The organism is Gordonia sp. SMJS1 (genome assembly GCF_029866425.1).
In the GTDB taxonomy this organism is placed as follows: domain Bacteria; phylum Actinomycetota; class Actinomycetes; order Mycobacteriales; family Mycobacteriaceae; genus Gordonia; species Gordonia hongkongensis.
This window is the reverse complement of record NZ_CP123381.1, coordinates 1,092,533-1,107,038: the sequence shown is the minus strand read 5'-3', so window position 1 is coordinate 1,107,038 and position 14,506 is coordinate 1,092,533. Positions and strand designations below refer to the sequence as shown.

At 70.6% G+C, this 14,506-nt stretch carries 14 protein-coding genes and 1 pseudogene; 10 read left to right on the top strand and 5 right to left on the bottom strand.

Going from position 1 to position 14,506, the window contains the following annotated elements; translation table 11 throughout:
* The first annotated feature begins 8 nt into the window (after positions 1 to 8).
* The 5 genes from QAD21_RS05040 (at position 9) to htpX (ending at position 4,190) form a co-directional block, all read left to right on the top strand.
* On the top strand, positions 9 to 1,034 hold the full coding sequence (locus QAD21_RS05040; protein WP_203235931.1) for an ABC transporter substrate-binding protein: 1,026 nt from the start codon (positions 9 to 11) through the stop codon (positions 1,032 to 1,034).
* Positions 1,009 to 1,803 carry an ABC transporter permease gene (locus QAD21_RS05035; protein ID WP_058253330.1) on the top strand — a complete coding sequence of 265 codons (795 nt, stop codon included), beginning with the start codon at positions 1,009 to 1,011 and terminating at the stop codon, positions 1,801 to 1,803. Before QAD21_RS05040 ends, QAD21_RS05035 begins: the two co-directional genes overlap by 26 nt.
* Positions 1,796 to 2,623, top strand: coding sequence for an ABC transporter ATP-binding protein (locus QAD21_RS05030; protein WP_159370200.1), 828 nt, complete (start codon positions 1,796 to 1,798; stop codon positions 2,621 to 2,623). Before QAD21_RS05035 ends, QAD21_RS05030 begins: the two co-directional genes overlap by 8 nt.
* Before the next feature lie 51 nt (positions 2,624 to 2,674).
* The gene (locus QAD21_RS05025; RefSeq protein WP_058253332.1) at positions 2,675 to 3,166 is read left to right on the top strand and encodes a YajQ family cyclic di-GMP-binding protein; all 492 of its coding nucleotides are present in this window, start codon (positions 2,675 to 2,677) and stop codon (positions 3,164 to 3,166) included.
* Between the two features lie 166 nt (positions 3,167 to 3,332).
* The gene (gene htpX, locus QAD21_RS05020; RefSeq protein WP_280361594.1) at positions 3,333 to 4,190 is read left to right on the top strand and encodes a zinc metalloprotease HtpX; all 858 of its coding nucleotides are present in this window, start codon (positions 3,333 to 3,335) and stop codon (positions 4,188 to 4,190) included.
* A gap of 33 nt (positions 4,191 to 4,223) precedes the next feature.
* On the opposite strand, the gene QAD21_RS05015 is transcribed toward htpX, so the two are convergent.
* Positions 4,224 to 5,240, bottom strand: a complete 1,017-nt coding sequence (locus QAD21_RS05015) for a polyprenyl synthetase family protein (RefSeq protein WP_280360596.1) — start codon at positions 5,238 to 5,240, stop codon at positions 4,224 to 4,226.
* Between the two features lie 117 nt (positions 5,241 to 5,357).
* Between QAD21_RS05015 and QAD21_RS05010 the strand changes: the two are divergent.
* Positions 5,358 to 6,616 (top strand): annotated as a pseudogene (locus QAD21_RS05010) (geranylgeranyl reductase family protein).
* Between the two features lie 124 nt (positions 6,617 to 6,740).
* Entirely contained in the window at positions 6,741 to 7,697 is a 957-nt protein-coding gene (locus tag QAD21_RS05005) for an oxygenase MpaB family protein (RefSeq protein WP_078113037.1), read from the top strand.
* Here the strand turns inward: QAD21_RS05005 and QAD21_RS05000 are convergent.
* On the bottom strand, positions 7,694 to 8,431 hold the full coding sequence (locus QAD21_RS05000; RefSeq protein WP_068970034.1) for a demethylmenaquinone methyltransferase: 738 nt from the start codon (positions 8,429 to 8,431) through the stop codon (positions 7,694 to 7,696). The two genes, QAD21_RS05005 and QAD21_RS05000, sit on opposite strands and share 4 nt — an antisense overlap.
* Before the next feature lie 75 nt (positions 8,432 to 8,506).
* Positions 8,507 to 9,661: a glycosyltransferase family 1 protein gene (locus tag QAD21_RS04995; protein WP_068970035.1), complete on the bottom strand. Its 1,155-nt coding sequence runs from the start codon at positions 9,659 to 9,661 to the stop codon at positions 8,507 to 8,509.
* Between the two features lie 107 nt (positions 9,662 to 9,768).
* Between QAD21_RS04995 and QAD21_RS04990 the strand changes: the two genes are divergently transcribed.
* The gene (locus QAD21_RS04990) at positions 9,769 to 10,389 is read left to right on the top strand and encodes a Type 1 glutamine amidotransferase-like domain-containing protein (protein ID WP_078113036.1); all 621 of its coding nucleotides are present in this window, start codon (positions 9,769 to 9,771) and stop codon (positions 10,387 to 10,389) included.
* Here QAD21_RS04990 and QAD21_RS04985 read toward each other — a convergent pair.
* Both QAD21_RS04985 and menD read right to left on the bottom strand, forming a co-directional pair.
* Positions 10,370 to 10,912 (bottom strand): hypothetical protein, encoded by a 543-nt coding sequence (locus tag QAD21_RS04985; protein ID WP_068970036.1) that lies wholly within the window; start codon positions 10,910 to 10,912, stop codon positions 10,370 to 10,372. The two genes, QAD21_RS04990 and QAD21_RS04985, sit on opposite strands and share 20 nt — an antisense overlap.
* Positions 10,913 to 10,989: 77 nt before the next feature.
* Complete coding sequence (menD, locus tag QAD21_RS04980) at positions 10,990 to 12,693, bottom strand: 2-succinyl-5-enolpyruvyl-6-hydroxy-3-cyclohexene-1-carboxylic-acid synthase (protein ID WP_280360594.1); 1,704 nt, start codon at positions 12,691 to 12,693, stop codon at positions 10,990 to 10,992.
* Positions 12,694 to 12,757: 64 nt separating this feature from the next.
* Here menD and QAD21_RS04975 point away from each other — a divergent pair, with 64 nt between their 5' ends.
* Together QAD21_RS04975 and QAD21_RS04970 are read left to right on the top strand one after the other, a co-directional pair.
* Positions 12,758 to 13,375 carry a class I SAM-dependent methyltransferase gene (locus QAD21_RS04975; protein WP_058253339.1) on the top strand — a complete coding sequence of 206 codons (618 nt, stop codon included), beginning with the start codon at positions 12,758 to 12,760 and terminating at the stop codon, positions 13,373 to 13,375.
* A gap of 45 nt (positions 13,376 to 13,420) precedes the next feature.
* A complete protein-coding gene (locus QAD21_RS04970; RefSeq protein WP_068970029.1) occupies positions 13,421 to 14,506 on the top strand; it encodes an AbrB family transcriptional regulator in 1,086 nt (361 codons plus the stop codon).

Genomic DNA, 14,506 nt, shown 5'->3' with positions numbered 1-14,506 from the left:
GCGCCCGCATGAGCGCCCGCGCGCGCCGCCTCCTCACCGCGCTCGCCGCCGCGGTCGTCGCGTCGTCGGCGATCACCGCGTGCGGTTCGGGCGCCGGTTCGGACGGCACCATCCGATTCGCGCTCGACTGGTCCCCGAACACCAACCACACGGGATTGTTCGTGGCGCAGCAGCGCGGCTGGTTCGAGGAGGCCGGACTCGACGTCGAGATCCTGCCGTACAACAACACCGCCGTGGACACCATCGTGGACGCGGGCAACGCCGAGTTCGGGATCAGCACCCACAACTCGTCGACCTTCTCGCGGGCATCGGGCGCGCACACCATCTCCGTGTTCGCGCCGCTGCAGAAGTGGGCCACCGGCATCGGTGTCCGCGCCGACCGCCGCGACATCACGAGCCCGAAGGACCTCGACGGGAAGACATACGCCGGTTTCGGCGACCCGGGCGAGGAGAAGACCCTCGAGCAGGTGATCCGAAACGACGGCGGCACCGGCGAGTTCACCTCGGTGACCCTCGGGACCTCGGCATACGAGGCGGTCTACTCCGGTCAGGCCGACTTCACCGTCTCCTATCTCGCGTGGGAGGGCATCGAGGCCGAGCATCGCGGAACCCCGATGAGGTACTTCCACTACACCGACTTCGGTTTCCCGGAGGCATACGCGATCGTCGTCGACGCCAACGAGGACTGGCTGGCGGACAACCCGGACCGCGCGGCGGCCTTCGTGACGGCGCTGCAGCGCGGTTACCAGGCAGCGGCCGACGACCCGGACGCGGCGGCCCGCGACCTCCTCGCCGCCAACCCCGGTGCGTTCAACGACGAGCAGTTGGTGTTCGAGAGCCAGCGCATGCTCGCCGGTCAGTACATGAAGGACGCCGAAGGCCGGGTCGGGCGACAGACGCTCGAACAGTGGGCCGGGAACTCCGGGTTCCTGTACCGCAGCGGTCTGCTGACCGGCCCGGACGGGGCGCCGCTCACGACCGAGCCGGACTGGTCGACGTACTTCACCAATGACTACCTCGACACCCCTCGGTAGCACCGGCCTGCGTCGCATCGCGCCCGCGCTCGTCGCGGTGGTCGTCCTGGTGGCGGTCTGGCAGGTCTACGTCGACGTCAGCGGAATCCGGCCGCAGGTGCTGCCGTCGCCGTCGCGCGTCGTCGCGCAGGGTTGGTCGCACCGCGCAGAGATCGGGGTGCACGCCGCGGCGACGCTGCAGGTGACCCTGATCGGGTTCACGGTCTCGTTGGTCCTGGCCTGGCTGCTGGCCATCGTCGTCGACTTCTCGCCGGCGCTGCGACGGGCGTTCGTGCCGTTGTTCGTCGCCTCCCAGACCCTGCCGATCATCGCGATCGCACCGCTGATGATCATCTGGTTCGGCTTCGGCCTACTCCCGAAGGTGCTGGTCATCGCCCTGGTCACGTTCTTTCCGGTGGCGATCGGCCTGATCGAGGGATTCGCCGCCACCGACCGCGAGGCCGGCGCGCTGATGCGCAGCATGGGGGCCACCCGCCGCCAGGTCTTCCGGTACGTGCGGCTCCCGTCCGCGCTACCGAGGTTCTTCACCGCGCTGCGGATCGGCATCACCTATGCGGTGGTGGGCGCCGTGTTCGCCGAGTACGTCGGCGCCACCCAGGGGCTCGGCATCTACATGAGCCTGCAGAAGAACTCGTTCCGCACGGACCTGGTGCTCGCGGCAGTGCTGGTGACCGCGCTCCTGAGCGTCACGCTGTACCTGCTCACCTTCGCCGTCGAGCGGATCGTCGCGCCCTGGGCCCGCGCCGAGGACCGGAACCACCATGACTGACCACCGGCTGGTCCCGGACCACCGACTTGTCGTCGACCGGCTCACCAAGTCCTATCCCCGACCCGGACGCGGACAACCTCGCCGGGAGGTCCTCGACGGGGTGTCGTTCACCGCCGAGCCCGGCGAGTTCGTCTCCGTCATCGGGCCCAGCGGATGTGGCAAGAGCACCGTCTTCGGCCTGCTGGCCGGACTCGACGTCCCCGATTCCGGCAGCGCGTCCGTCGGCTCCGAACCCGCCATCGCCGGACACTGCGCGTACATGCCGCAGAAGGACCTGCTGTTCCCATGGCGCACCGTGCTGGACAACACCATCCTCGGCCTCCAGGTGCAGGGCGTGCCGACGAAGGAGGCCCGACGCCGGGCCGCGGACCTGTTCCCCGCCTTCGGACTCGCCGGATTCGAAGACGCCCGCCCGTTCCAGCTGTCCGGCGGGATGCGGCAGCGCGCCGCACTGCTGCGCACCGTCGTCCAGAATCGCGACCTCGTGCTGCTCGATGAACCGTTCGGCGCCCTCGACTCACTCACCCGAACCGAGATGCAGACGTGGTTGCAGTCGGTGTGGCAGCGCTACCGGTGGACCGTGCTGATGATCACCCACGACGTCCGCGAGGCCGTCCACCTCTCCGACCGCGTGATCGTGCTGTCCGCCCGCCCGGCCACCGTGGTCCACGAGGTGCGTGTCGACCTCCCGCGCCCGCGCGATCCGGCGGGGCTCACCGCTCCCGAGTTCGTCGCCCTCGAGCGAGAATTGCTCGAGGTGCTCCACGACGAGTCACGTCGTGCCCTCGCCGAGCAGGCACAGCGTCGGACGCCCCGGTAGACTCCCGCGGCCGCCCACTGTCGCTGATCGCCATGACATACCCTGTCGGACATGGCTGATTCATCCTTCGACGTGGTGAGCAAGGTCGACCGGCAAGAGGTCGACAACGCCCTGAACCAGGCTGCCAAGGAGTTGTCGCAGCGGTACGACTTCCGCGGCACCAACACCGGCATCGAGTGGTCCGGCGAGGAGAACATCGTGATCACCTCGGACGCCGAGGAGCGCGCGCAGGCGGGCCTCGAGGTGTTCAAGGAGAAGCTGATCCGACGCGACATCTCGCTCAAGGCCTTCGACGCCGGCGAGGTCGTCGGCTCGGGCAAGACCTTCAAGATCACCGGCTCGCTGGTGCAGGGCATCGACTCCGAGCACGCCAAGAAGATCTCCAAGAAGATCCGCGACGAGGGGCCGAAGGGCGTCAAGGCGCAGATCCAGGGCGACGAGCTGCGCGTGTCCAGCAAGAAGCGCGACGACCTGCAGGCCGTCATCTCGCTGCTCAAGGGCGAGGACTTCGGCATCGCCCTGCAGTTCGTCAACTACCGCTGACCCGCCCGGTCTGTGGGTCGGCGGCACCGAACCCCGACCGTCGGAAACCCAGACGGGCGCTGCGTCGTTTGACCGGATGAGGCGCCTGCACTCCGCCGCCGGCACCGGGTTCGCCCGGGCCGCCCGCGGAGCCCGAGACCCGCGGCGCCGGACAGACGAGGACCCGATGCATTTCAACGGATTGAAGACGGCGGCTCTGCTGGGTCTGATGTCGGCGATCATCGTCGGCATCGGCGCTCTGTTCCAGAGCCCGCTGATCCTGTGGGGATCGGTGATCGTCGCCGTCGGCATGAACGCCTACGTCTACTTCAACAGCGCCACCATGTCGCTGAAGGCGATGCACGCGCAACCGGTCACCGAACTGCAGGCTCCGGTCATGTACCGGATCGTGCGTGAGCTGGCGACCACGGCACACCAGCCGATGCCCGCCCTCTACATCTCCCCCACCGAGTCGCCCAACGCGTTTGCGACCGGCCGCAACCCGAAGAACGCCGCGGTGTGTTGCACCACCGGCATCCTGCACCTGCTCGACGAGCGCGAGCTGCGCGCCGTGCTGGGCCACGAGCTGTCCCACGTGTACAACCGCGACATCCTCATCAGCTCGATCGCCGGCGCGATGGCGGCGGTGATCAGCGGCCTGGCCAACTTCGCGATGTTCATGGGCGCGTTCGGCGGGCGGGACAACGCGCCGAACCCGCTGGCGATGCTGCTCATCGCGTTGCTGGGACCGATCGCGGCCACCCTGGTGAAGCTGGCCGTCTCCCGCTCACGCGAGTTCCAGGCCGACCAGTCCGGGGCCGAACTCACCGGGGATCCGCTCGCACTCGCATCGGCGCTGGCGAAGATCTCCGGCGGGGTGCAGGCCGCGCCGCTGCCGCCGCAGCCCGACATCGCGGCCCAGTCGCACATGATGATCGAGAGTCCGTTCCGCGCGACCGACCGGATGGCCAAGATGTTCGCCACCCACCCGCCGACCGCGGAACGCATCCGCCGCCTGCAGGAGATGGCCCGCGACGGTCGCTGAGCCGGCTGAGCAGAGATCCTGCCGGTCGACCCCTCAGCCCACGCGTTCGATCGTGTAGTCCACGAGCGACGCCAGGGCACGGTGGGCCGGCGACTCGGGGAGTTCGGCCAGCATCGCGTGCGCCTCGTCGGCGAACTCCTGCAACTTCGCCCGGGCGGCGGTCATACCCGCCGACGAACCGAGCAGTTCGATCGCCTCGGCGACCTCGGCGTCGTCGGTGAGCGGCCGGGCGGCGCCGTCGGCGGCCACCAGGAGTTCGCGCAACCGGGCCGACGTCGCGTCGTCGCCCACGAGCGCGTAGAGGACCGGCAGCGTGTGGACGCCTTCGCGAAGGTCGGTACCCGGGGTCTTGCCCGACTCCACCGACACCGAGCTGATGTCGATGATGTCGTCGGACACCTGGAAGGCGACTCCGACGATGTCGCCGATGCGGGAGAGCCGCTCGATGTCGTCGGGCTCGGCCCCGGAGGCCATCGCGCCGAAGCGGGCGGCGGCGGCGATCAGCGAGCCGGTCTTCTCCCAGACGACCTGCAGGTAGTGCTCGATGGGGTCGGCGCCGGGTTTGACCCCGACCGTCTCCCGCATCTGGCCGGTGACGAGTTCGGCGAACGTCTCGGCGATGATGCGCACCGCCTCGGGGCCCAGCGTCGAGACGAGTCGCGAGGCGCGCGCGAACAGGAAGTCTCCGGACAGGATGGCCACGCTGTTCGTCCAGCGCGCGTTGGCACTCGCCGCACCGCGGCGCATCGCGGCCTCGTCCATCACGTCGTCGTGATAGAGCGTGGCGAGGTGGATCATCTCCACCACCGTCGCCGAGGTGATGACATCGTCGGAATCCGGGCGCGGACCGAACTGGGCGGCCAGGATCGCGAACATGGGCCGGAACCGCTTGCCCCCGGCCTTCGCGAGGTGGGTCGCCGCCTCGGTCATGACCTCGTCACCCGACGAGAGTTCGGCGAGCAACAGATTCTCGACCCGCTGCAGCGACGAGCGCACCGTATCGGCGAACTCATCCGACACCAGGTCAACCCCGGCGAATGTGGACTTCACGGAAACGCGGCCCCATCTCGTCTGATCCGGCAACTACTCGACGGCGGACACGCGGCTGCCGCGTAGACCCCACCTGCTGCGAGCCTAGCCCGTCGGGGGTCCGGACATACTGGTCGGGTGAGCACGGACACGACGCCTCCTTTCCCCGATTCCGCCGATGTCCTCGTCGTCGGCGCCGGACCGGGTGGATCGGCGGCGGCCGCCCATGCCGTCGCCGCCGGCCGGGATGTGGTCCTCGCCGACGCCGCGGTGTTCCCGCGCGACAAGACGTGTGGCGACGGCCTCACGCCGCGGGCCGTCGCCGAACTCGACGCGCTGGGGCTCGGCGCACTCCTCGACGACCGTCCGCGCATCGACGGACTCCTGCTCAACGGCTGGGGCGCACGCCAGCAGGTCCGGTGGCCCTCCGGCCGGTTCCCCGCCTACGGCAGCGCGGTGGCACGCACCGAGTTCGACGACGCCATCCGTACGCATGCGGTGTCGGCGGGAGCGCGAATGATCGAGGGCGCCAAAGCCATCGGCGTCGAGATGGACGGCGACCGGGTGGGCGCGGTGACCTTCGCGACGCCGGCGGGCACACACACGATGCGGGTCACCGACCTCGTCGTCGCCGACGGCGTCCGTTCGGGAATCGGCAAATCGCTGGGGCGGCAATGGCATCGGGACACCGCCTACGGAGTCGCCGCCCGGGCGTACGCACCGTCGGCGCGCGCGACTCGCACTGGATGGGGTCGCACCTCGAACTCCGGGGACCCGACGACGCACTGCTGCCCGGGTACGGCTGGGTCTTCCCCCTCGGGTCGGCCGGGGGCGGACAGGTCAACGTCGGCGTGGGCGCGCTCGCGACGTCGAAACGCCCGGCGCACATGGCACTTCGACCGATCCTCGAGCACTACGCCGCGATGGTGCGCGACGAGTGGGCTCTCGACGGCCCACCCGTCCGGATCACGTCCGCCCTGCTGCCCATGGGTGGTGCGGTGTCCGGTGTCGCGGGTCGCAACTGGATGCTGATCGGCGACGCCGCCGCGTGCGTCAATCCGCTCAACGGCGAGGGCATCGACTACGCCCTGGAGACCGCCCGGCTCGCCGTCGAACTCCTCGGCACGGACGACTACACCGACCGGTGGCGCGATGTGCTGGTGGAGCACTACGGGCTCGCCTTCTCCGCCGCCCGCCGTCTCGCCGGCCTGCTCACCATGCCCAAGACCGTCCCCACCCTGGGCCGGCCCGGCATCCGGTCGCCGCAACTGATGTCCATGGTGGTGCGGGTCATGGGCAACCTGATCACCGCCGAGGATGCCGACCTCGTGGCCCGCGCCTGGCGCACCGCCGGGCGGGTCTCCCGGCAGGTCGACCCGCGCCCGCCCTTCTCGTGAGAGGGGCCGCCGGGCCGCCAACCCGGTGGCGCTTTGAGACGATCGGGCTGTAGTGTTCCAACACGTGTGGCCGCGGCCACAGCTGTGACAGAATCAGGCCACCCGTCGACCCAGGAGATGGACGATGTCCGCCGCATCCACTCTCGCCACCCGAGCCAAGCACGCCGTCCAGAACCGCCTGGCACAGCGCTACCACCTGCGCGGCGAGATCGACCGCATGGATGCCGTCGGTGACCCGACCGCGATCGCCCGCGCCCTGGGCACGCAGGAATTCCCGTGGGGCATCACGCAGGCGTTGAGCTTCGCCCTGTTCCGGACCTACGCGGTGCCGTCGATCGGCGACCTCCTGTACAAGACCAGCCAATTCACCGAGTCGACGCAGAAGCGCTACGACGACACGGTCCTGCTGCTCGACGCCCCGATCGAGCACGGGGTCGACAGCCCGGCCGGACGGGCCGGCATCCGGCGCATCAACCAGATGCACGGCATGTACGACATCCCCAACAGCGACTTCCTCTACGTGCTGGCCACTTTCGTCGTCTGCCCGGTCGAGTGGGTCAACTCCTATGAGTGGCGCTCACTGACCAACCACGAGATCCTCGGCCTCACCAACTACTACCGCCGGCTCGGCCAGTTGATGGGCATCAAGGACATCCCCGAGACCTACGACGACTTCAAGACGTTCTACGACGAGTACGAGACCGCCCACTTCGCCTTCAGTCCCGACTCCCTGGCCGTCGCCGACGCCACCCTCGACCTGCTCGGCACGTTCATGCCGTACAAGCTGCTGCCGCGGGCGGTGGTGCGTCGGATGTCGTTCGCGCTCATGGACGATCGGCTCCTCGGCGCGTTCGGATATCCGAAACCGACCGCGGTCGAACGGGTCCTGGTGCGCGGCGGGCTCAAGGCTCGCGGTCTCGCGATCCGCCTCTTCGCGTCACCCCGCACCGAACCGCTCTTCGGTCGCCAGACGAAGCAGGTTCGCAGCTACCCCGGCGGTTTCCGCATCGACGACCTCGGCACCTTCGCGCCCGGGTGCCCGGTGTCGCACGACGAGACCCCGCGGGCCGCGAACCACTAGGCCCGCGCCGAGTGGATCGCGGCGATCCCACCGGTCATGTTCTCCCACCGCACCCCGGTGAACCCGGCGTCGCGGATGAGGTCGCCCAGCGCGAACTGGTCCGGCCACGCCCGGATCGACTCGGCGAGATAGACATACGCGGCCGGGCTGCTCGAGACCTTCGTCGCGACCGCGGGCAGCGCCTTCATCAGGTACTCCATGTACACCGTGCGGAACGGCTTCAGCGTCGGCGTGGAGAACTCGCAGATCACCAGTCGTCCGCCGGGCTTGAGTACCCGGCGGAGCTCGGCGAGCGCCGTCGGGACGTCGTTGACGTTGCGCAGGCCGAAGGAGATGGTGGCGGCGTCGAACGAATCGTCGGCGAACGGGAGCGACAGAGCGTCGGCGGCGACCTTCGGCACGTCCCGATGCGCACCGGCCTTGAGCATGCCGAGCGAGAAGTCCGCGGCGATGCAGTGCGCCCCCGAGGAGGCGAGTTCGACGGTCGACACCGCGGTGCCGGCCGCGAGGTCGAGGACGACATCGCCCGGGCGCAGGTCGAGTGCCCTACGGGTCTTCTTGCGCCAGCCGCGATCCCGGCCGAACGACAGGACCGTGTTGGTGAGGTCGTAGCGGCGTGCGACGCCGTCGAACATGGCCGCGACCTCGGCCGGGTCCTTCTCCAGGCTCGCCCGGCCCACACTCGTCCGGCCCAGACCCGCTCGTTCCGGTGGTGTCGCGCCCGTCGATGACATGCCGATCACGCTACCGGTCGTTCAGGCCAGGACCGCCGTGAGGTGCGTCGCCTCGCCGGGCGGTCGGCCGCCACCTCAGGCGGGCCGCCCCACCTCGGTGACGACTCCGCGGCCCGTCACGCGCGCGTAGTGACCGACGAGCTCCGCGCACACCGACGGCCAGGTGCGCGCACGCACGGCCTGTACCGCGGCTCGGCCGAACGCCGCCCGGACCGACTCGTCGTGCAGGGATTCGACGATCGCGGGCAGCTCCGCGGCGAAGCGTCCGACCTCCAGCAGATATCCGGTCCGGAACGCCGACACCAGGTCGCGCGGGCCGCCGGCGTCGGGACCGATCACGGGCAGGCCACTGGCCATCGCCTCCTGGATGGCCTGACAAAACGTCTCGTGTTCGCCCGCGTGCACGAACACGTCGAAGCTCGCGTACGCGCGGGCCAGCGCCTCCCCGCGCAGTTCACCGGTGAACACCGCATCCGGCATGGCGCGCTGGAGCCGGTCCCGCTCGGGGCCGTCCCCGACGATCACGAGCTGCACGCGCGGGTTGCCCGACAGTCCGGCCAGTCGCTCGACGTGCTTCTCCGGCGCGAGCCGGCCCACGAACCCGACCACCAGGGCGTCGCGGGCGGCACCCAGCCAGTCCGCGCGCAGCGACGGGTCGCGCTTGTCCGGCGAGAAGAGTCCGACGTCGACGCCGCGACCCCAGCGCGCGAGTCGCGGTATGCCGTGGGCGGCGAGGACCTCCAGCGTCGCGGTCGACGGCGCGAGGGTGAGGTCGCACATCTCGTGCAGCCGGCGTGTGTAGCGCCAGGCCAGCTTCTCCACCGCACCCAGCCGATAGGCTGCCGCAAACCCGGCGACGTCGGTCTGGAACACGGCGACCACGGGCACGCCGAGCGCCCGGGCGGCGACGGCGCCCGCGGCACCCACCACGAACGGTGACGCCAGGTGGACGACATCCGGTTCGAAGTCGCGCAGGGTGCGGTACAGCAGCGGCGACGGCACTCCCACCGGGAGCGAGGTCACCCGCGGCACCTGCACCGCGGGCAGCAGGTGCACCGGGGTCCGGCGGCCGACCATCCGCGGCCCGCCCGGCACGCCGCGCGGGGTGTCGGGTGCGATGACGACCACGGTGTGGCCGGTGGACTCGAGATGGTCGACAACCCGGAGGACGGAATTGACCACCCCGTTCATCTGGGGCAGGAAGCTCTCGGCGACGATCGCGACGCGCATGATCGCGATCGTCCCCCGCAGAATTGACCGGACCACACGGCGCACGTGTCGGCCCACCCAATTCAGGATGAACGGTGCGTTGCCCTCCGACCGGGCACAGTGGAGGGGTGGCCGACACCCACCTCCTGCTGCTGAGTCGCTGGCTCACCCCGGTCCCGCAGTTCCTCGCCCCGTTGACCGAGCCGGGCTGCCGCATCGGCTACGTCCCCACCGCGTCGTCGATCTATCCCGATCACGCGTGGCTCGACCTCGAGCGGGACACCCTTCGGCAGCAGGGTTTCGAGGTGACCGACCTCGATCCAGAACTGACCGGGTCAGCCGTCTTCGCCCAGGAGCTCGCCGGGGTCGACGCGGTGTTCGTCGCCGGCGGCAACACCTTCCATCTACTCGGGGCGCTGCGCCTGGCGGGTGCCGACCGCACCCTCGTCGACGCGGTCCGCGCCGGCCTCCCCTACATCGGGGTCAGCGCGGGCGCCGCGGTCGTCGGCCCCGACATCGCTCCCCTGTCGCTGCTCGACGATCCCGCCGAGGCCGCACCCCTGACCTCGACCGCGGGCCTCGGACTGATCGACACCACGGTGATCCCGCACGCGGAGGGCACCGTCGGGGGTCGCGGACCGATCGCGGCGACGAGGCAGCGGTTCGGCGCCGAGCACCGGCTGCACTTCCTGACCGACGCCGAGGCGATCGTCGTCGCCGGCGGAGACCTCAGGGTGATCCCGGGCTGACCGTCTCGTCCTGGTCGGCCGCGGCCGGGTCCCGGTCTGCCGCGTCGCTGCCGGAGTCCTCGGCGTCGGAGTCCTCGGCGACAGCGTCGTCGGCGGTGCCGCGGCGGGCCCAGCGACGACTGGACTCCGCGACCCCGACCATCAGCAGGCCGATGACGAGCCACGCTCCGACCATCACCGACAGGGCGGGGATGATGGACAGCACCGCGGTGCGACCGGTCGGGCGGGCGAGATCCGGGTTGTAGACCGCATAGTCGACGCTGATGCGCTGTCCCTCGCTCAGCTCGGTCGGATACAGCAGCCCGAAGCGGGGACTGTGGAACGAGCCGTCGGGTGTCTGGAAATTCACCGCGGCGTGCAGGCTGTCCACGGACACGACCTCGGCCATCACGGTCGCCTTGCTGGCCTCGATCGTCGCGTCGTTCTTGAAACAACCGGCAATGAGCGTCATCGCCATGAAGGTGATCGTCACGCCGACGACGAGCAGACCGAGCTGCACGCGTCGCTGGATCACCGGATTCATGCCGTTCAGACTAGCGGGCACCGATCCGCCGGTGCCCGGCCCGACCGGTCGCGCACCGCCGGGACGCACCGGCCGCACTACCGAAGGCGCGCCGCAATCGCCGCGTGGACGGATCGCAGCCGTTCGCGGTCGGTGGCGACCTCGACGACCTCGATCCCGCCGGGAGCAGGCTCCTCCGCGAGCACCGCGCCGAGCTCACCGACCCCCACCCGACGATGCGGGATGTGGAAACCCGCGCACATCGACGCGATGTCGGTCCGATGCGGGGTCCCGAAGACCCGCTCGTAGGCCCCGGCGTACAGCCCGGTGTTGTAGCGCGGGTCGCCCTGTTCGAGCAGACCGAAGATCCCGCCGCCGTCGTCGTTGGCGACCACGATCCGCAGCGACGACGGGCGCGGCTCGCCCGGGCCGATGACCAGACCGGTCGCGTCGTGCACGAAGGTCAGGTCGCCCATCAGGGCGATCGTCCGCGCGCCGGCCTGATCCCGGTCACGTGCCATCGCGGCACCGATCGCCGTCGAATTGGTTCCGTCGATACCCGCGACCCCGCGGTTCGAGAGGACCCGCACCCCGTCGGCGATCCGGCCGGCCAGGGCGATGTCCCGGATGGGGTTGCTGGCGCCGACGACGAGTTGGTCGCCGGCGGCCATGGCGTCGCTGACCGCCCGTGCGACGTGGAGCCCGGTGGCCGGGCCCGGCTCGTCGAGTTCGGCGGTGACGGCGAAGGCCGCCCGCTCCTGTACCGCCGCGCACTCCTTGAGCCAGTCCTCGCGCGGCTCGCCGACGACCTCGATCCGGGTGCCGGTCGCGTAGACGTTGCCGGAGACATCGGGCCAGCGCGGACCGGTGGTCAGCGCGTAGACGCGGACCTCGGGGTCGGCGAGCAGGCGGGACACCCCGCGGTGCAGCGTCGGCCGACCGCAGATGATCGCCTGCTGGGGCCGGACGGAGTTCAGGCCCAGCGGATGCAGCGGCGTCGCCGGCCGCGGTGCCGTCGGTTCGGCGACCGTGGGGATCCCGGCAAGCCCCGGATGGACACCCGACCCGTGCCCCGACACGACCACGGTGTCCAGGGACAGGTCGATGGGCAGCGGGACGTCGAGCTTGCCGACCGGCGCCTGCGTCCAGGGCAGTCCGCCGGGCCGTCCGGAGAAGGAGCCGAGGTCGGTCGACGGGTCGGGGCCGGCGAGTTCGTCCGGGTCCGGGACCAGCGGTTCGCGCAGCGGGATGTCGAACTGCACCGGGCCGGCGTTGCCGGTACGCGCGCCCCGGGCGGCGGCGAGCACGCGACCGACCGCCGACCGCCACTGGCTGTTGGTGTCGAGATCCTGTTCGGCGAGGCCCAGACTGATCGCCGCACGCACCTGGGTCCCGAAGATGCCGAACTGTTCGACGGTCTGGTTGGCGCCGGAACCGAGCAGCTCGTACGGCCGGTTGGCGCTGACGACGACCAGGGGCACCCGCGCATAGTTGGCCTCGAAGACCGCCGGTCCCATGTTCGCCACGGCGGTGCCGCTGGTCATCACGATGGGGACGGGCTGTCCAGACGACACCGCGAGCCCCAGAGCCAGATAACCCGCCGAGCGCTCGTCGATCCGCACGTGCAGACGCAATCGCCCGGCGGCGTCGGCGGCGTGGAGGGCGAAGGCGAGCGGCGCGTTGCGCGACCCCGGACACAGCACGGCCTCGCGGACACCGCCGCGGATCATCTCGTCGACGATGACCCGGGCCTGCAGTGTGGACGGGTTGGGCCCGGGGGCGTTCTGGGCCGGTCGGTTCATCCCACAAGCCTAGTGCTCTCCCGAGTCCACACATCGCGGCGGGGAGCGGGGTTACCCTCGTCACGTGGGCTTTTACGACGATCGAGTCCTGCCGCACCTCATCGAGCGCACCTGCGGCATGGCGGCGTTGACCCCGCTGCGGGCGCGGGCCTGCGCGTCGTTGTCCGGCCGGATGATCGAGATCGGCTTCGGCTCGGGCCTCAACGTCGGCGTCTACCCGGCCGGGCTCACCGAGGTCGCGGCCGTCGAACCGTCGACCGTCGGATGGTCGATGGCCGCCGACCGCGTCGCCACCTCCCCGGTGCCCATCGAACGTGCCGGACTCGACGGCCAACGACTGCCGTTCGACGACGACTCGTTCGACGCCGCGCTCACCACCTTCACCCTGTGCACCATCCCCGACCACCAGGCGGCGCTCGCCGAACTCCGCCGCGTGCTGCGTCCGGACGGACAACTCGGATTCCTCGAACACGGTTCCGCCCCGGACGCCCGCGTCCGGCGGTGGCAGCGCCGACTCGAACCGATCCAGAAACGCGTCGCAGGCGGCTGCCATCTCACCCGCGACGTACGCGCCGAGCTCACCGCCGCCGGCTTCGCACTCGGGCCGGTCGATGCGTTCTATCAGCCCGGCGTACCGAAGCCGTTCGGCGCGCTGACCGTCGGGACCGCCCGGCCGGTCTGAGGTCCCGCTCGCTCCGCTCCCGGCGGCGGGCCTACTGTGGAGCCAGTGCGTCGCTGGACAGTGCTGATTCTCCTCACCGCGGTCGCGACGCTCGTTCTGGAGCTCCTCGAGGTCGACGCCGCCGCCCTGTTCGCGGGGCTCGTGGTCGCGGGTGCTCTCGCGATCGCCGGCCGCGCGCCCGGCCGGACGAACACCGACGCCGACGAATCCGACGACCCGATCGTCCCGCGATGGGCGTTCGTGGCGTCGCAGGGTGTCCTCGGCGTCTTCATCGGCACAATGGCCGAGCCCGAGACCGTCGGCGGACTCGGGTCGTCGTGGTTCCCGGTGCTCGTCATCGGCCTGGGGACACTGGTCATCTCGATCGCCTGCGGCGCCCTGCTCGGGCTGCACCGAGACGTCGACTCCCTGACCGGCTCGCTCGCGCTCGTCGCGGGCGGCGCGTCCGGGCTGGTGGCGCTGACCCGCGAGTTCGGCGGCGACGAACGGATGGTTGCGGTCATCCAGTACCTGCGCGTCGCGCTGGTCACCGTCACCATCCCGGTGGTCGCCTCGCTCGTGTTCGGTGCCGAAAACGGAGCCGTCGCACCGGGATCCGACGCCTGGTCGGCGGAAACGCTGCAGAATCAGGGCTGGGGACTGCTACTGCTGGCGGTGTGCCTGGGCGTCGGGATCCCGCTCGGCCGGTTGCTGCGCATGCCCGCAGCCGGTTTGCTGGGTCCGCTGGCGCTGGCCACCGCGGCCGAACTGACCGGGATCGCCGGTTCCGCCGAGGTGTCCCCCGCACTGCTCGCGGTCGCCTACGCGGTGATCGGCTGGCAGGCGGGCCTCGGATTCACGATGCCGCGGTTGCGTGCGATCGGCCGTGTCCTGCCGCTGGCGCTGGTGTTGATCCTCGTCATCGGCGCCGGCTGCGCCCTGCTGGGGGTCGTGCTGTCCGCGTGGACCGGCGAGTCGATGTTCGACTGCTATCTCGCGACCACTCCGGGCGGGATCTACGCCGTCCTCGCCGCGGCCACCGGGGCGGGCGGGAACGTCGCGTTCGTCGTGGCCGCCCAGATCCTGCGCGTCCTGCTCATGCTGTTCGTGGCGCCCTTCGCCGCGCGCCTCGCCGCTCGGCGGGCGTCGTGA